This window comes from Terrabacter sp. 05T424, from assembly GCF_056396225.1.
The window spans coordinates 110,273-128,340 of record NZ_JBFTLB010000006.1 but is presented as its reverse complement, the minus strand read 5'-3'; the positions used below and the strand labels follow the sequence as shown (position 1 = coordinate 128,340).

At 69.9% G+C, this 18,068-nt stretch carries 13 protein-coding genes and 1 tRNA gene; all 14 read left to right on the top strand.

The genetic code is table 11. The annotated features are described in order from the left end of the window. Positions 1–5: 5 nt before the first annotated feature. The 14 genes from trpC to AC1DE0_RS14040 all read left to right on the top strand — a co-directional run bounded on the left by trpC (position 6) and on the right by AC1DE0_RS14040 (position 18,000). Positions 6–821, top strand: coding sequence for an indole-3-glycerol phosphate synthase TrpC (trpC, locus tag AC1DE0_RS14105; protein WP_478101556.1), 816 nt, complete (start codon positions 6–8; stop codon positions 819–821). Between the two features lie 2 nt (positions 822–823). Continuing rightward, a complete protein-coding gene (trpB, locus tag AC1DE0_RS14100; protein WP_478101554.1) occupies positions 824–2,080 on the top strand; it encodes a tryptophan synthase subunit beta in 1,257 nt (418 codons plus the stop codon). Beyond that, complete coding sequence (gene trpA / locus AC1DE0_RS14095) at positions 2,077–2,877, top strand: tryptophan synthase subunit alpha (RefSeq protein ID WP_478101552.1); 801 nt, start codon at positions 2,077–2,079, stop codon at positions 2,875–2,877. The genes trpB and trpA overlap by 4 nt, the downstream gene beginning before the upstream one ends. Beyond that, positions 2,874–3,917 carry a prolipoprotein diacylglyceryl transferase gene (gene lgt / locus AC1DE0_RS14090; protein WP_478101550.1) on the top strand — a complete coding sequence of 348 codons (1,044 nt, stop codon included), beginning with the start codon at positions 2,874–2,876 and terminating at the stop codon, positions 3,915–3,917. Before trpA ends, lgt begins: the two co-directional genes overlap by 4 nt. Before the next feature lie 198 nt (positions 3,918–4,115). Next, positions 4,116–8,681, top strand: a complete 4,566-nt coding sequence (gene gltB / locus AC1DE0_RS14085; RefSeq protein WP_478101548.1) for a glutamate synthase large subunit — start codon at positions 4,116–4,118, stop codon at positions 8,679–8,681. Beyond that, the gene (locus tag AC1DE0_RS14080) at positions 8,674–10,131 is read left to right on the top strand and encodes a glutamate synthase subunit beta (protein ID WP_478101546.1); all 1,458 of its coding nucleotides are present in this window, start codon (positions 8,674–8,676) and stop codon (positions 10,129–10,131) included. The genes gltB and AC1DE0_RS14080 overlap by 8 nt, the downstream gene beginning before the upstream one ends. A gap of 165 nt (positions 10,132–10,296) precedes the next feature. Beyond that, positions 10,297–11,754, top strand: coding sequence for a pyruvate kinase (pyk, locus tag AC1DE0_RS14075; RefSeq protein ID WP_478101544.1), 1,458 nt, complete (start codon positions 10,297–10,299; stop codon positions 11,752–11,754). Positions 11,755–11,883: 129 nt separating this feature from the next. Further along, positions 11,884–11,969 (top strand) — tRNA-Leu (locus AC1DE0_RS14070). 92 nt (positions 11,970–12,061) lie between these two features. Continuing rightward, positions 12,062–12,742 carry an ANTAR domain-containing response regulator gene (locus AC1DE0_RS14065; protein ID WP_478101542.1) on the top strand — a complete coding sequence of 227 codons (681 nt, stop codon included), beginning with the start codon at positions 12,062–12,064 and terminating at the stop codon, positions 12,740–12,742. Between the two features lie 151 nt (positions 12,743–12,893). Then, on the top strand, positions 12,894–14,036 hold the full coding sequence (locus AC1DE0_RS14060; RefSeq protein WP_478101540.1) for a branched-chain amino acid ABC transporter substrate-binding protein: 1,143 nt from the start codon (positions 12,894–12,896) through the stop codon (positions 14,034–14,036). A gap of 108 nt (positions 14,037–14,144) precedes the next feature. Further along, positions 14,145–15,134, top strand: coding sequence for a branched-chain amino acid ABC transporter permease (locus AC1DE0_RS14055; protein WP_478101538.1), 990 nt, complete (start codon positions 14,145–14,147; stop codon positions 15,132–15,134). Continuing rightward, on the top strand, positions 15,131–16,279 hold the full coding sequence (locus AC1DE0_RS14050; protein ID WP_478101536.1) for a branched-chain amino acid ABC transporter permease: 1,149 nt from the start codon (positions 15,131–15,133) through the stop codon (positions 16,277–16,279). The genes AC1DE0_RS14055 and AC1DE0_RS14050 overlap by 4 nt, the downstream gene beginning before the upstream one ends. A 178-nt stretch (positions 16,280–16,457) precedes the next feature. Next, complete coding sequence (locus AC1DE0_RS14045) at positions 16,458–17,291, top strand: ABC transporter ATP-binding protein (RefSeq protein ID WP_478101761.1); 834 nt, start codon at positions 16,458–16,460, stop codon at positions 17,289–17,291. After that, the gene (locus tag AC1DE0_RS14040) at positions 17,281–18,000 is read left to right on the top strand and encodes an ABC transporter ATP-binding protein (protein WP_478101759.1); all 720 of its coding nucleotides are present in this window, start codon (positions 17,281–17,283) and stop codon (positions 17,998–18,000) included. The genes AC1DE0_RS14045 and AC1DE0_RS14040 overlap by 11 nt, the downstream gene beginning before the upstream one ends. Positions 18,001–18,068: the final 68 nt, after the last annotated feature.

Genomic DNA, 18,068 nt, shown 5'->3' with positions numbered 1-18,068 from the left:
GCGCAGTGCCGACCGTTCTCGACGAGATCATCAGCGGCGTCCGCGAGGATCTCGGGCGTCGTCGCGCCACCCTGCCGCTCCACGAGCTCGAGGCACGCCTCGGCTCCGTGGCCCCGGCGCTCGACCCGATGCCCGGCATCCGTTCCGCCGAGGGCGTCGCGGTCATCGCCGAGGTCAAGCGTTCGAGTCCCAGCAAGGGTGCCCTGGCCGACATCCCCGAGCCGGGGCGTCTCGCGATGGCGTATGCCGCCGGGGGAGCGAGCGCCATCAGCGTGCTCACCGAGCAGCGCCGGTTCTCGGGCAGCCTCGCCGACCTCGACGAGGTGCGTGCGGCTGTGCGAACTCCCTTGCTGCGCAAGGACTTCATGGTCGACCCCTACCAGGTCACCGAGGCCCGGGTGCACGGCGCCGACCTCGTGCTGCTCATCGTGGCCGGGCTCGACGACGCGCTCATGCACGACCTGCACCAGCAGGCCGGTGAGCTCGGCATGACCGCGCTCGTCGAGGTACACGATTCCGCCGAGCTCGATCGGGCACTCGCGCTCGACCCCGTGCTCGTCGGGGTCAACGCCCGCAACCTCAAGACCCTCGAGGTCGACCCCCGCACCGTCACCGACCTGCTGCCTCGCGTGCCCGACGGCGTCGTCGGCGTGGCCGAGAGCGGCGTGACCGGTCCCGACGACGTCGTGACCTACGTCCGCGCCGGGGCCGGCGCCGTGCTCGTCGGCGAGGCTCTCGTGCGCGACGGCGCGCCGGAGCACGCCGTGCGTGCGTTCATCGAGGCAGCGGCCGCCGCGCGCGCCGGTGCCGACCAGGAGTGAGCATGACGACGTCCAAGGCACCGGCTCAGGGCCGGTTCGGCGGTTTCGGTGGGCGCTACGTCCCCGAGGCCCTCATCCCAGCGCTCGAGCAGCTCGAGGAGGTGTGGCGCAAGGCCGTCGTCGACCCCGAGTTCGTCGGCGGGCTCGAGCGCCTCCAGCGCACCTACACCGGCCGGCCGAGCATCATCACCGAGGTGCCGCGCTTCGCCGAGCACTGCGGCGGCGCGCGGGTCATCCTCAAGCGCGAGGACCTCAACCACACCGGCTCGCACAAGATCAACAACGTCCTCGGCCAGGCGCTGCTCACGAAGCGCATGGGCAAGACCCGGGTCATCGCCGAGACCGGCGCCGGCCAGCACGGGGTGGCCACGGCCACGGCGGCCGCGCTCCTCGGGCTCGAGTGCGTCGTCTACATGGGCCGCAAGGACACCGAGCGCCAGGCGCTCAACGTCGCCCGCATGCGGCTGCTCGGCGCCACCGTGGTGCCGGTCGACAACGGCAGCAAGACGCTCAAGGACGCCGTCAACGAGGCCTTCCGCGACTGGGTGGCGAACGTCTCGACGACCCACTACGTGCTCGGCACGGTGACCGGCCCCCACCCCTTCCCCGAGATGGTCCGTGACTTCCACCGCGTCATCGGCGTCGAGGCCCGGCAGCAGGTGCTCGACCTCGTCGGCCGCCTGCCCGACGTGGTCTGCGCCTGTGTCGGCGGAGGGTCCAACGCGATGGGCATCTTCCACCGGTTCATCGACGACGCGTCCGTGCGCCTCGTCGGCTTCGAGGCGGGGGGAGAGGGCGTCGAGTCGGGCAAGCATGCGGCACGGTTCGCATCGGGCATCCCCGGCGTGCTGCACGGCGCCTACACCTACGTGCTGCAGGACGACGACGGCCAGACCATCGAGTCGCACAGCGTCTCGGCCGGACTCGACTACCCCAGCGTCGGACCCGAGCACGCGCACCTGCTCGAGACGGGTCGGGCCGAGTACCGCCCCATCACCGACGTCGAGGCCATGGAGGCGTTCTCGCTCCTCTCGCGCACCGAGGGCATCCTGCCGGCGATCGAGAGCGCGCACGCCCTTGCCGGCGCCGTGAAGCTCGGCCGTGAGCTCGGCCCCGAGGCCGTCATCCTGGTCAACCTCTCGGGTCGCGGCGACAAGGACGTCCACACGGCCGCCCAGTGGTTCGGCCTCATCGACGACGACGGCGGCACCCGCCTGCCCGACGATCCGGGCGCCAAGGGCGTGGGGGAGCAGCTGTGAGTGTCGGTCCCATCCTCGAGAAGTGCCGTGCGGAGGGTCGCGCGGCCCTCATCGGCTATCTGCCCGTCGGCTTCCCGACGGTTGAGGGCTCCATCGCCGCGATGCGGGTCCTCGTCGAGTCCGGTGTCGACATCGTCGAGATCGGCGTGCCCTACAGCGATCCGGTCATGGACGGCCCCGTCATCCAGGACGCCGCGGTGCGCGCGCTCGCCGGCGGGGTGCGCCTCTCCGACATCTTCATCGCCGCCCGGGCCGTCTCCGACGCGGGCGCCGGTGCGCTCGTGATGACCTACTGGAACCCGGTCCTGCGCTACGGGGTCGACCGGTTCGCCGGTGACCTCAAGGCGGCCGGCGGCGCCGGTCTGATCACCCCCGACCTCATCCCCGACGAGGCGGGTCCGTGGATCTCGGCCGCCGACGCGAACGACCTCGACAAGGTCTTCCTCGTCGCTCCCAGCTCCACACCCGAGCGTCTCGCCGCCGTCACGTCAGCGAGCCGTGGATTCGTCTACGCGACAGCCGTCATGGGCGTCACGGGGGCCCGGGCCAGCGTCGGCGAGGCCGCCGACGCGCTCGTGTCGCGCACCCGCGAGCACACCGACCTGCCCGTGTGCGTGGGGCTCGGCGTCTCGACCGGTGAGCAGGCCTCGCAGGTCGGGCGGTTCGCCGACGGCGTCATCGTCGGCTCGGCCCTCGTGCGCTGCCTCACCGAGGCCGACTCCGACGAGAAGGGCCTCGACGCGCTCGGCACCCTGGCCCGCGAGCTGGCTGACGGCGTACGCCGGGGTCGACCGTGAGCCTGCTCGGCGCGGTGCCGGCACTGGGGGTCGTGTTCCCCGCCGAGATCCCCTCACCCAGCGTCGGTGTGTGGCACCTCGGGCCGCTGCCGATCCGCGGCTACGCCATGTGCATCCTCGCGGGCATCGTCGTCGCGGTGTGGCTGACCCAGCGGCGTCTCGAGGCTCGCGGGCACCGCAAGAGCATCGCCATCGACATCTCGGCCTGGGCGGTCCCGTTCGGCATCCTCGGTGGGCGGCTCTACCACCTCATCACCACGCCCCAGCCGTACTTCGGTGAGGGGGGTGACCCGTGGAAGGCCTTCGCCATCTACGAGGGTGGCCTCGGCATCTGGGGCGCGGTCGCGCTCGGGGCCCTCGGTGCCATGATCGGCTGCCGCAAGAACGGCGTCGCCTTCCGCGACTTCGTCGACGCTGCCGCCCCGGGGCTCGCGATCGCCCAGGCGATGGGCCGGTTCGGCAACTGGTTCAACAACGAGATCTACGGCGCGCCCACCGACCTGCCCTGGAAGCTGCGCATCTACGAGTGGGACACCTCCGCCGGCCGCGCGGTGCTCGACGCGCAGGGCAACCCCGTCGTCAAGGGCTTCTTCCACCCGACCTTCCTCTACGAGGCCCTGTGGTGCCTCGTGCTCGCGGCGTTCCTCATCTGGCTCGGTCGCCGTCACACGCCACGGTCCGGCCAGGTCTTCGCCGCCTACGTCATGGGCTACCCCGTCGGGCGCATCGTCATCGAGAACATGCGCACCGACTCGGCCAACCTCATCCTCGGCCAGCGGGTCAACACCTGGGTCTCGATCCTCGTCTTCCTGCTCGGCGTCTACCTGTGGCGACACTTCGGCCGCATGGAGCAGCCGCCCGCGCCGACCCTCGCGAGTGCCGACGACCACGCCGACGAGGCCGGCGCCGCACCCGCCGACCCAGCCGACCATGAGAGCGCTGCCGGGGCCGCCGAAGATCCTTCGGTCGGCGACGGCGCCGACGCGTCAAACGGCACCGCTCCTGCCGCGTCCGAGGCGGACCGTTCGGCCCAGTCCTGAGGCGACCGCCGCCCGGGTGACCGCTCAGCGGTGAGCACGGCGTCTCACGATTCGGAATCCGCCGTATCAACAGGTAGGACGAGCGGCCTCTCCGATATCGTCGTCCAGCAAGCCTGTGGCCAGCGCCGTCCACATGCCCTGAGTCATGTCGTGTGGCCGGTCGCGGTCGCGGCCAGGTCCCAGCAGAAGGACGGTGAAATGTCGCCGCACACCCGCACCCGCGCCCTCTTCAGCGCGCACCCGGAGAGCTCCGGCCTCTACCGACGCGAGTTCGAGCACGACGCCTGCGGCGTCGCCCTCATCGCGACCATGCGGGGGACGGCGGGCCACGACATCGTCGACCACGCCCTGACGGCGCTGCGCAACCTCGACCACCGGGGCGCCACCGGCGCCGACCCGTCCGTCGGTGACGGCGCCGGCATCCTCACGCAGATCCCCGACGCCTTCTTCCGGGCCAACGTGCCCTTCACGCTGCCCAACAGCGGGGCGTATGCCGCCGGGCTCGCCTTCCTCCCACGCGACCCCGCCGAGCGGGCGGCCGCCAAGACGCGCATCGAGGAGCTCGCCGTCGCCGAGAACCTCAAGGTGCTCGGCTGGCGTGAGGTGCCCGTCGAGGCCGAGCTCGTGGGCGCCGTCGCCCGCGACTGCATGCCGGCCTTCGAGCAGCTCTTCGTCAGCAGCGCCATCGGCCGCCAGGTCGCCCTCGGGCTCGACCGGCTCGCGTTCTGCCTGCGCAAGCGGGCCGAGCACGAGGTCGACGTCTACTTCGCCTCGCTGAGCTCGCGCACCATCATCTACAAGGGCATGCTCACCACCGGCCAGCTCGAGCCGTTCTTCCCCGACCTGTCCGACCCGACGTTCGCCACCGAGCTGGCGCTCGTGCACTCGCGCTTCTCGACCAACACCTTCCCGTCGTGGCCGCTCGCGCACCCGTACCGCCTCATCGCGCACAACGGCGAGATCAACACCGTCAAGGGCAACCGCAACTGGATGCACGCCCGCGAGAGCCTGCTGACGTCCGACATCATCCCGGGCGACCTCGAGCGGCTCTTCCCGATCTGCACCCCCGACGCCTCCGACTCGGCGAGCTTCGACGAGGCGCTCGAGCTGCTCCACCTCGGCGGCCGCTCGCTGCCGCACGCCGTGCTCATGATGATCCCCGAGGCGTGGGAGAACCACGCCACGATGGATCCCGCCCGCAAGGCCTTCTACGAGTTCCACTCGACCTTCATGGAGCCGTGGGACGGCCCGGCCAACGTCTGCTTCAGCGACGGCACGCTGGTCGGCGCCGTGCTCGACCGCAACGGCCTTCGGCCCGGGCGCTACACCGTGACGAACGACGGGCTCGTCGTCCTGGCCTCCGAGTCCGGGGTGCTGGAGCTCGCGCCCGAGACGATCGTCCAGCGCGGTCGGCTGCAGCCCGGCAAGATGTTCCTCGTCGACACCGAGCACGGTCGCATCGTCAGCGACGAGGAGATCAAGAGCCAGCTCGCCGCCGCCAAGCCCTACGCCGAGTGGCTGCACGCCGGACTCATCCGGCTCGAGGACCTCCCCGAGCGCGAGCACATCGTGCACACGGCCGCGTCCGTCGCGCGGCGCCAGCAGACCTTCGGCTACACGGCCGAGGAGCTGCGCATCCTGCTCACCCCGATGGCCAGGTCCGGCGGAGAGGCCCTCGGCTCCATGGGAACCGACACTCCCATCGCCGTGCTGTCCTCGCGGCCGCGCCTGCTCTTCGACTACTTCACCCAGCTGTTCGCGCAGGTCACCAACCCGCCGCTCGACGCGATCCGTGAGGAGCTCGTCACCTCGCTCGGCACCTACATGGGGCCCGAGGGCAACGCGCTGTCGGCATCGCCGTCGCACGCCCGCCAGCTCGTGCTCGACTTCCCGGTCATCGACAACGACGAGCTCGCGAAGATCGTGCACATCAACGCCGACGGCGACCTGCCCGGCTACGCCACGCACGTCGTCCGCGGCCTCTACGACGTCACCGGCGGGGCGGCCGCCATGCGCGACCGGCTCGACGAGATCTTCGCGGAGGTCTCGCAGGCGATCCGTCGCGGGGCGCGCTTCGTCGTGCTCTCCGACCGGGACTCCGGACGCGACCTCGCGCCGATCCCGTCACTCCTGCTGACGGCCGCGGTGCACCACCACCTCATCCGCGAGAAGACGCGCACCCAGGTGGGCCTGCTCGTCGAGGCCGGCGACGTCCGCGAGGTGCACCACGTCGCGCTGCTCATCGGCTACGGCGCGGCCGCGGTCAACCCCTACCTCGCGATGGAGACGGTCGAGGACCTCGTCCGGGCCGGCGAGATCGAGGGCGTGACGGCCGAGAAGGCGGTCAAGAACCTCATCAAGGCGCTCGGCAAGGGCGTGCTCAAGGTCATGTCGAAGATGGGCATCTCGACCGTCGCCTCCTACCGCGGCGCCCAGGTGTTCGAGGCCATCGGCCTCTCGCAGGCCCTCGTCGACCGCTACTTCACCGGCACGGTGAGCCAGCTCGGCGGCGTCGGCCTCGACGTCATCGCCCGTGAGGCCGCCGAGCGCCACGCTCGCGCGTACCCCACCGACGGCGTCCAGCAGCCGCACCGGGTGCTCGAGGTCGGCGGGGAGTACCAGTGGCGCCGCGAGGGCGAGCCGCACCTCTTCGACCCCGAGACGGTCTTCCGGCTCCAGCACTCGACGCGCCAGCGCCGCTACGACATCTTCAAGCAGTACACCGGGCGCATCGACGACCAGACCTCGCGCCTGATGACGCTGCGCGGCCTGATGGGCTTCCGCCCCACCGGCGTCACGGGCCGGCTGCCCGTGCCGATCGACGAGGTCGAGCCGGTCAGTGAGATCGTCAAGCGCTTCAACACCGGGGCGATGAGCTACGGCTCCATCTCCAAGGAGGCGCACGAGACGCTCGCGGTCGCCATGAACCGCCTCGGTGGCCGGTCCAACACCGGCGAGGGCGGCGAGGACATCGACCGCCTGCTCGACCCCGAGCGCCGCTCGGCGGTCAAGCAGGTCGCCTCCGGCCGCTTCGGCGTGACGAGCCTCTACCTCACGCACTCCGACGACATCCAGATCAAGATGGCGCAGGGTGCCAAGCCCGGCGAGGGCGGCCAGCTACCCGGCCACAAGGTCTACCCGTGGGTGGCCAAGACGCGGCACTCGACGCCGGGTGTCGGCCTCATCTCGCCGCCGCCGCACCACGACATCTACTCGATCGAGGACCTGGCGCAGCTGATCCACGACCTCAAGAACGCCAACCCGTCCGCGCGCATCCACGTCAAGCTCGTCGCCGAGATCGGCGTCGGCACCGTCGCCGCCGGAGTGTCGAAGGCGCACGCCGACGTCGTGCTGATCTCCGGCCACGACGGCGGCACCGGCGCGAGCCCGCTCACCTCGCTCAAGCACGCCGGGGCGCCGTGGGAGCTCGGTCTCGCCGAGGCGCAGCAGACACTGGTGCTCAACGGGCTGCGCGACCGCATCGTCGTGCAGGTCGACGGCCAGCTCAAGACCGGACGCGACGTCGTCATCGCCGCCCTGCTGGGCGCCGAGGAGTTCGGTTTCGCCACCGCGCCCCTCGTCGTGTCGGGCTGCATCATGATGCGCGTCTGCCACCTCGACACCTGTCCCGTCGGCATCGCGACCCAGAACCCCGAGCTGCGCCAGCGCTTCTCGGGCAAGCCGGAGTTCGTCGAGACCTTCTTCGAGTACATCGCCGAGGAGGTCCGCGAGCACCTGGCCTCCCTCGGCTTCCGCTCCATCGAGGAGGCCGTCGGGCAGGTCGGCAGCCTCGACCTCGACAAGGCCATCGCGCACTGGAAGGCGTCTGGCCTCGACCTCAGCCCGATCCTCGCCGTGGCCGACAACCCGAGCGGCGGCACGCTCTACCAGTCCGCGACGCAGGACCACGCCCTCGACAAGGCGCTCGACAACGAGCTGCTGAGCCGGGCCCTGCCCGCCATCGAGAGCGGCGAGCAGGTGCGCACCGAGATCGCGGTCCGCAACGTCAACCGCACCGTCGGCACGATGCTGGGCCACCACGTGACCAAGGCACACCCGCACGGTCTGGCCGACAACACCATCGAGCTGACGATGACGGGCTCCGGCGGCCAGTCCTTCGGCGCGTTCCTGCCGGCAGGGGTGACGATGCAGCTCTTCGGCGACGCCAACGACTACGTCGGCAAGGGCCTGTCCGGCGGTCGCGTCGTCGTGCGCCCGCACCGCGACGCGGCGCTCGTCGCCGAACAGAACGTCATCGGCGGCAACGTGATCGCCTACGGCGCCACGACCGGCCAGCTCTTCCTGCGCGGCATCGTCGGCGAGCGCTTCTGCGTGCGCAACTCGGGCGCCCACGCCGTCGTCGAGGGCGTCGGCGACCACGGCTGCGAGTACATGACGGGCGGGGCGGCCGTCGTCCTGGGCCCGACCGGACGCAACTTCGCGGCCGGCATGTCGGGTGGCGTCGCGTACGTCCTCGACCTCGACCCGGCGCTCGTCAACCCCGAGATGGTCGACCTGATGCCCCTGCGCGACGAGGACGAGGCGCCGCTCAGGGAGCTGCTCGAGGGCCACGCGCGGTGGACCGAGTCGCCGGTCGCCCGCGGGCTGCTCGACGACTGGGCGACCGCCCGCGACCGCATCACGCTCGTGCTGCCTCGCGACTACCAACGTGTCCTCGACGTCCGTGCCGAGGCCGAGGCCCAGGGCCTCGACCTCGACGGACCCGACGTGTGGAACCGGATCATGGAGGCTTCCCGTGGCTGACCCCCAGGGCTTTCTCACCACCCGCGAGCGTGAGCTCCCGACCCGCCGCCCCGTCCCTGTCCGCATCCGGGACTGGAAGGAGGTCTACGAGGAGCAGCAGCTCGGGCAGCTGCAGCGCCAGGCCGGACGCTGCATGGACTGCGGCATCCCGTTCTGCCACTCGGGCTGCCCCCTCGGCAACCTCATCCCGGAGTGGAACAACTTCGCCTGGCGCGGCGACTGGTCCGACGCCATCGAGCGCCTGCACGCGACGAACAACTTCCCGGAGTTCACCGGCCGGCTCTGCCCGGCGCCGTGCGAGACGGCCTGCGTGCTCGGCATCAACCAGCCCGCCGTGACGATCAAGCAGGTCGAGGTCACGACGATCGAGCGCGCCTTCGACGAGGGCCTCGTCAAGCCGCTGCCGCCCGAGCGGCTCTCGGGCAAGACGGTCGCGGTCGTCGGCTCCGGCCCTGCCGGTCTCGCGGCAGCCCAGCAGCTGACCCGCGCCGGTCACACCGTCGCCGTCTTCGAGCGCGCCGACAAGCCCGGCGGCCTGCTGCGCTACGGCATCCCCGAGTTCAAGATGGAGAAGTCGGTCCTCGACCGACGTCTCGCGCAGATGCAGGCCGAGGGCACCCGGTTCCGCAACAGCATGGACATCGGCGTCGACATCACCGGCCGCCAGCTGCGCGACCGCTACGACGCCGTGGTCCTGGCGCTCGGTGCCACCGTGCCGCGCGACCTCGACGTGCCGGGCCGTGAGCTCGGGGGCATCCACCAGGCGATGGACTACCTGCCGCAGGGCAACCGGGCCGCGCTGGGAGAGCAGGTCGAGGGCCAGATCCTGGCCACCGACAAGCACGTCGTCGTCATCGGCGGTGGCGACACCGGCGCCGACTGCATCGGCACCGCGCACCGCCAGGGCGCAGCGTCGGTGACGAGCCTCGAGATCATGCCGCAGCCCGGCGACGACCGCCCCGCGGGCCAGCCGTGGCCGACCTACCCGATGCTCTACCGCGTCGCGAGCGCGCACGAGGAGGGCGGCGAGCGGGTGTACGCCGTCAGCACCACCGAGTTCGTCGGCGACGCCGACGGCAACGTCGCCGCGCTGCGCCTCACCGAGGTCGAGCTCGTCGACGGCAGGCTCACGCCGAAGCCGGGCACCGAGCGCGAGATCCCCGCGCAGCTGGTGCTCTTCGCGATGGGCTTCCTCGGCCCGCAGGGACCGGGGGTCGTCGAGCAGCTCGGCGTCGACCTCGACGAGCGCAGCAACGTCCGCCGCGACAAGAACTTCATGAGCTCCGTGCCGGGCGTCTTCGTGGCCGGCGACGCGGGCCGCGGCCAGTCGCTCATCGTGTGGGCCATCGCCGAGGGCCGGGCCGCCGCCGCCGGGGTCGACGCCTGGCTGACCGGCTCGAGCGCCCTGCCCCGGCCGGTGGCACCCACCGACCGTCCGCTCACCGTCTGATCGGACTGCAGCACCCGCCCGTATGCCGTGCCGTCACCCCGACGACACGGCATACGGGCACTGTTGTCTCACGATCTCCCACCGCCACAACGGAATCCGTACGTGGTCGTCCCACGGGTCGAACCCCCGTGGTGACCCACGTCACAGCACCCATAAGGTTGAACCATGCGTCGCGCCAAGATCGTCTGCACGATCGGACCCAAGACCTCTTCTCCCACCCAGCTGCGTGCCCTCGTCGACGCGGGCATGGACGTGGCCCGTCTCAACCTCTCGCACGGTGACCACTCGGTCCACGAGCAGGTCTACCGCGACGTCCGCGCGGCCAGCGACAGCTCCGGTCGCGCCGTCGGCATCCTCGTCGACCTGCAGGGCCCCAAGATCCGCACCGGCCGCTTCGCCGACGGCCCGGTCACGCTGACCCAGGGCCAGCGCTTCACCATCACGACCCGCGAGGTCGACGGCGACGACACGGTCGTCGGTACGACGTATGCCGGCCTGCCCGGTGACGTCAGCCCGGGAGACGTCCTGCTCATCGACGACGGCAAGGTCATGCTCCGCGCCATCTCCGTCGACGACTCCGACGTGCTCACCGAGACCGTCGTCGGCGGCGAGGTGAGCAACAACAAGGGCATCAACCTGCCCGGCGTCGCCGTCAGCGTGCCGGCGCTGTCCGACAAGGACCGCGAAGACCTCCGCTTCGCGATGCGGCTCGGCGTCGACATGATCGCCCTGTCGTTCGTGCGCTCCGCCGACGACATCACCGACGTGCACGCGATCATGGACGAGTTCGGCACGCGCGTTCCCGTCATCGCCAAGATCGAGAAGCCGCAGGCCGTCGACAACCTCGAGGGCATCGTCGCGGCGTTCGACGGCATCATGGTGGCCCGCGGTGATCTCGGCGTCGAGATGCCGCTCGAGGACGTCCCGCTGGTCCAGAAGCGCGCCATCGAGCTCGCCCGCCGCGAGGCCAAGCCCGTCATCGTGGCGACCCAGGTGCTCGAGTCGATGATCGAGAACCCCCGTCCGACGCGCGCCGAGGCCTCCGACGCCGCCAACGCCGTCCTCGACGGCGCCGACGCCCTCATGCTCTCGGGCGAGACGTCGGTGGGTGCCTGGCCGATCGACTCGGTGCGCACGATGGCGCGCATCATCGAGTCCACCGAGGAGCACGGCTTCGACAAGATCGTCCGCATGACGACCAACCCCAAGACCGTCGGGGGAGCGGTGAGCAAGGCCGCTGTCGAGATCGGCGACGTCGTGGGCGCGAAGTTCCTCATCACGTTCACCGAGACCGGTGGGTCGGCAACCCGCATGGCGCGGCTGCGCCCGCGGCTGCCGATGCTGGCCTTCACGTCCGAGCCGCGCGTCCGCTCGCAGCTCTCGCTCACCTGGGGTGTCGAGACCTACCTCGTGCCGCGCATGCACCACACCGACCAGTTCGCGATGCAGGTCGACCTCAAGCTCATCCCCGAGGGTCGCGTCACCGAGGGCGACCGCGTCCTCATCGTCGCCGGCTCGCCTCCCGGCATCCCCGGCTCCACCAACGCGCTGCGCGTGCACCGCATCGGCGACGCCGTCAACCGGGCCGCCCCTGCCTACCGGCCCGAAGAGGTCACGGGCTGAGCCGCCGCCCCGTCGGCCGCTCGAGGCCTGCGTGCTCGCCGGCCGTCCGTGCGGTCACGGCGCCACGGCCACCGCGGCCGTCGACTCGGGCGCGGTGTGCATCCGTGGGTATGCTGGCGCGGCACTACCGCCGGGGTGGTGGAATGGCAGACACGGGGCACTCAAAATGCTCTGGCCGCAAGGTCGTGCGGGTTCGAGTCCCGCCCTCGGCACCACACGATGACCCTGCGCCGACAGTGCGGCCGGCGCTGCGGCGCTTGACGGTCCCGAAACGCGCCCGAAACCTGGCCCCGGCTAGGCTTTGCCCGTGAGCACAGACGAGAGCACGACGCCGAAGCCCGCCCCCACCCCTGCCGCTCCCGAGGCTGTCTCCGACGACGCCACCACAGCGGCTCCGGCAGCACCGACCAGTGGCGCCACGCGCATCCTCGTCGCCGAGGACGAAGCGCTCATCCGTCTGGACCTCGTCGAGATGCTCGGCGAGCAGGGCTATGACGTCGTCGGCCAGGCGAGCAACGGCGAGCAGGCCGTCGAGCTGGCCAAGGAGGTCAAGCCCGACCTCGTCATCATGGACGTCAAGATGCCGGTGCTCGACGGCCTCTCCGCCGCTGAGCAGCTGCACGAGGCGAAGCTCTGCCCCGTCATCATGCTCACCGCGTTCTCCCAGACCGAGCTCGTCGAGCGGGCCCGCGACGCCGGCGTCATGGCCTACATCGTCAAGCCGTTCACGGCCGACGACCTGCGCCCCGCCATCGACATCGCGACGTCCCGGTGGCACGAGCTCAAGGCCCTCGAGGCCGAGATCGCCGACCTCGGTGAGCGCCTCGAGACCCGCAAGCTCGTCGACCGCGCCAAGGGGGTCCTGATGAACCAGCTGAAGCTCTCCGAGGCCGACGCGTTCCGCTGGATCCAGAAGACGGCCATGGACCGCCGGCTCGGGATGAAAGAGGTCGCCGAGGCCGTCATCAACGGCTTCCCGGCCTCCTGAGGCCCGACTCGCCGCAAATCGTCCGGCATGACCGCCGTGTAGGTCACGACACGGTCACCGATCGCGAGTTCCTGATGATTTCCGCACTGGGTTGGGCCTAGTCTCCGACTCAGCCCTCGACCGAGGGAAGTGTGACATCAGGAGGACACCCGTGCGTTCCACCCTCAAGTTCGCTGTGCCGCTCGCGGTCGCAGCTCTTGCCCTCGGTGCATGTGGCACCAAGGGCGGCGACACCCCGGCAGCCAGCGGCAACGGCGGCGCGGCGGCGTGCCAGGACTTCAAGATCGGCATGTTCGGTGCGCTCACCGGGCCGAACGCCAACCTGGGCATCTACATCCAGAACGGCGTGAACCTCGCGCTCGACGACTACAACAAGAAGCACGCCGACTGCAAGGTCACCCTCGAGAACTACGACTCGCAGGGCGACCCGACGCAGGCCCCGGCCCTCGCGAAGAAGGCCATCGACGACAAGAAGGTCGTCGGCATCGTCGGCCCCGCCTTCTCGGGTGAGTCCAAGGCCGCCGACCCGGCGTTCAACGAGGCCGGTCTCGTGACCATCACGCCGTCCGCGACCAACCCGAAGCTTGCCGACAACGGCTGGAAGACCTTCTTCCGCGCCCTCGGCAACGACAACACCCAGGGCCCTGCGGCCGCCAAGTACATCAAGGACACCGTCAAGTCGACGAAGACCTTCGTCATCGACGACGCGTCCGAGTACGGCAAGGGCCTGGCCGACATCGTGCGGTCCACGCTCGGCTCGCAGGTGGTCGGCAACGACACCATCCAGGTGAAGCAGACCGACTTCAGCGCCTCCGTCACCAAGGTGACGAGCTCGGGCGCCGACGCCCTCTTCTTCGGCGGGTACTCGCCCGAGGCCGCGCCGATGATCAAGCAGCTGCGCGACGCCGGCTGGAAGGGCACGTTCGTCGTCGCCGACGGCGTGAAGAGCGCCGACTACCCGCAGAACGCAGGCGCTGCCGCCGAGGGCACCATCATCACCTGCCCGTGCGTTCCCGCGGACGTCGACCCGACGTTCCTCAACGCGTACAAGGCCAAGTTCAACGAGGACCCCAACACCTACTCGGGTGAGGGCTACGACTCCGCCACGATCCTGCTCGACGGCATCGCCGCCGGCAAGGACCGCAAGAGCATGGTCGACTTCGTGAAGTCCTACGACAAGAAGGGCGTCACGAAGCAGCTGAAGTTCGACTCCAAGGGCGAGTCGGCCGACATCAAGGTCTACGCCTACAAGGTCGAGGGCGGCAAGATCGTCCCCGCCGGCGAGATCAAGTAACGCCGACATCATCGATGGGGGGCGGTCGGAGCAGTAGGCTCCGACCGCCCCTCTCGGTTGACGCCCGCGCCTGATCTGCCCTCCGCTCCCCGGCCCAGGAGGTCTTGGATGCAGTACCTGTTGGACAACTTCTTCAGCTTCACCATCACGGGTCTCACGATCGGCGCCGTCTACGCGCTCGTCGCCCTCGGCTACACGCTCGTCTACGGCGTGCTGCGCCTCATCAACTTCGCCCACTCCGAGGTGTTCATGTACGGCACCTTCGCCGCGCTGTGGGTGGTCGTCGCCCTCGGCGGCAAGCCCGGCGGCAGCGTCGGTCAGGTGGTCTTCTGGGTCGCCATGATGTTCGTCGCCGCCATGGCCTTCTCCGGTCTCATCGCGGTCCTCCTCGAGCGGGTGGCCTACCGTCCGCTCCGCAAGCGCAACGCACCGCCGCTCATCGCCCTCATCTCGGCCATCGGTGCGTCGTTCGTGCTCTCCGAGCTCATGGGCCTCCGCAGCCGGGTCGCTGCGTGGGTCGGCCTCGACGAGAGCCTGCGTGACTACGTGCGCAACTCGCGCAACAACACGGGTATGCCGTCGATCATCCAGCCCGTGCGCGTGTTCCCCATCGGTGACTACCACGTGACGAACGTCGACATCATCGTCATCGTCGGCGCCATCGCGATCATGGTCATCCTCGACCAGTTCGTGAAGCGCTCGCGCCTCGGTCGCGGCATCCGCGCCGTCGCGATGGACCCCGAGTCCGCCGCCCTCATGGGCGTCAACCGCGACCGGGTCATCCAGGTGACGTTCCTCGTCGGCGGCATCATGGCGGGAGCGGCCGCGGTGTTCTACATGCTCAAGATCGGGATCACGCGCTACGACGCCGGCTTCATCCTCGGCGTCAAGGCGTTCACCGCAGCCGTCCTGGGCGGCATCGGCAACCTGCGTGGCGCCCTGCTCGGCGGGTTCATCCTCGGCCTGGCCGAGAACTACGGCTCCGCCGTCGTCGGCACGCAGTGGAAGGACGTCGTGGCCTTCGTCCTGCTCGTCCTCATCCTGCTCTTCCGACCCACCGGCCTGCTCGGTGAGTCCCTCGGAAAGGCCCGCGCATGAGCGCCGCGAAGTCGTCCGCCGCCGTACGCACCACGTCCAGGCCCGGTTTCAAGGAGCGGGTCAACGGACTGCCCAAGGCCGTCAAGATCGTCCTCTGGGTCCTCTTCGCCGTCTTCCTCTTCATGCTGCCGCTGCTCAACATCCCGCTCATCACGACCGAGGGGTCGGACTTCGGTGGTGTGCTCTTCACGGTCGCGACCTACGTCCTGGTCGCGCTGGGACTCAACATCGTCGTCGGCTACGCGGGTCTGCTCGACCTCGGCTACGTCGGCTTCTACGCCATCGGCGCCTACACGGTCGGCGTCCTGACGTCCCAGCACGCGAAGCTGTCGTGGGTCGTCGTGGTCCCCATCGCCATCGCCATCGCGATGCTGTCCGGCGTCATCCTCGGTGCGCCGACGCTCCGGGTCCGCGGTGACTACCTCGCCATCGTGACGCTCGGGTTCGGCGAGATCGTGCGCCTGACCCTGATCAACTCGCAATGGCTCAACGGCGCCCAGGGCATCTCCGACATCCCGAAGCCTCCGGGTGTCGAGCTGTTCGAGGTGCCGAGCCTCGACTGGAGCTCGGGCGCCCCGGTCGTCGATCTCGGAACGACCTCCACGTTCCTCAAGTTCGGCATCACCGACTTCGTGCCCTACTACTGGCTCGCCCTCGGGATCATCGGGCTCGTGCTCCTCTTCGACGTCCTCGTCAAGAGCAGCCGCGTCGGCCGTGCCTGGGAAGCCACCCGAGAGGACGAGGACGCCGCCGAGCTCATGGGTGTGCCGACCTTCCGGTTCAAGCTGCTCGCCTTCGCCCTCGGCGCGGCGATCGGCGGTCTCTCCGGTGCCCTCTTCGCGACGAAGTCGGGGTTCATCAACCCGCAGAGCTTCGAGCTGCTCCTGTCGATCCTCTTCATCGCGGCCGTCGTCGTCGGCGGTGCGGGCAACCGCATCGGCGTCATCCTCGGTGCCATCGTGGTCAGCTACTTCCCGGAGCGCTTCCGTGAGTTCGCCGACTTCCGCGTCCTGGTCTTCGGCCTGGCCCTGATGCTGCTGGCGATCTTCCGTCCGCAGGGCCTGCTGCCCCCGCGCCGCACCGTTCGTGCCAAGCGTGCCGACGCCAGACAAGCCGTCCTCGAGGAAGGAGAAGCCAGTGCCTGAGGCAAGAGACCCGAACCGGCCCGACTCCCCCGCAGAGCCCACGCCCTCGACAGGACCCACGGAGATCTCAACGGAGCCCACGGAGGCCGCCCGTGACGACGTCACCACCCGACCGACCACGACACCGGACGGGGACGCGACGGCGCCGCTGGCCGACCCGGCCGACGAGGTGACCGAGATCAACCCCGACGTCGACATCACGCCCGACGACATCGGAGTGCCCGAGGTCGCCGAGGGTGAGAAGCTGCTCGAGGTCGAAGACGTGACGCTGCGCTTCGGCGGAGTCGTCGCCCTCAACGAGGTCAGCTTCCACATCAACAAGGGCGAGATCCTCGGACTCATCGGCCCCAACGGTGCCGGCAAGACGACATGCTTCAACGTCATGACCGGCGTCTACCAGCCGACGTCGGGTGCCATCCGCTACCTCGGCAACCCGCTGGGCAAGCGCCACAAGTTCCAGATCACCAAGCTGGGCATCGCGCGCACCTTCCAGAACATCCGCCTGTTCGCCAACATGACGGCGCTCGAGAACGTGCTCGTCGGCGTCGACGCGCACCACAGCACCGGCGTCGTCTCGGCGATGTTCCGCCTGCCGAAGCACCGCCGCGAGGAGGCGCAGGGCCATGCCAGGGCCATGGAGCTGCTCACCTTCATGGGGCTCGACGGCAAGGCCGACGAGCTCGCGCGCAACCTCCCCTACGGCGACCAGCGCCGGCTCGAGATCGCGCGGGCGCTGGCCACCAGCCCGCAGCTGCTCTGTCTCGACGAGCCGGCCGCCGGCTTCAACCCGGCCGAGAAGGCGAAGCTCATGGAGCTGATCCGCACCATCCGCGACCAGGGCTACACGGTGCTGCTCATCGAGCACGACATGAAGCTCGTCATGGGCGTGACCGACCGGATCGTCGTGCTCGAGTTCGGCCGCAAGATCGCCGAGGGCTCGCCCGCGGAGATCCGCGACAACCCGGCGGTCATCGCCGCCTACCTGGGAGTTGATGAGGAAGATGCTTCTTGAGGTCAACGGCCTGTGCGTCAACTACGGGCGCATCGAGGCCATCCGCGACATCAGCTTCACGGTCGACGAGGGTGAGATCGTCACCCTCATCGGCGCCAACGGTGCGGGCAAGACGACGACGATGAAGACCGTGTCGGGCCTCCGACCGGTGCGCGCCGGCTCGGTCATGTTCAACGGCAAGGACATCACGCACACGCCGTCGCACGAGCGACCGGTGCTCGGCATCTCGCAGTCCCCCGAGGGCCGCGGCTGCTTCGTCGGCATGAGCGTGATGGAGAACCTCGAGATGGGCACCTACGCCCGACCCGACCGCAAGACGAAGGCCGTCAAGGACGACCTCGAGCGGGTCTTCGAGCTGTTCCCCCGGCTCAAGGAGCGCAGCAACCAGGCAGCCGGCTCGATGTCGGGTGGCGAGCAGCAGATGCTCGCCATGGGGCGCGCCCTCATGGCCAAGCCGAAGCTGCTGCTGCTCGATGAGCCGTCGATGGGTCTCGCTCCCAAGCTGATCCAGCAGATCTTCGACATCGTCACCGAGATCAACAGCCAGGGCACGACCGTTCTGCTCGTCGAGCAGAACGCCGCGCAGGCGCTCAAGCGCTCGCACCGCGCCTACATCCTCGAGACGGGCGAGATCGTCCGTGAGGGCTCGGGCAAGGAGCTGGCCGCCGATCCCGCGGTGAAGGCGGCCTACCTCGGCGGCGACGTCTAGGCATCGCGCGACACGGCATACGGCATACGGAATCCGAAGGCGGGGCGTCACGACACGGTCGTGACGCC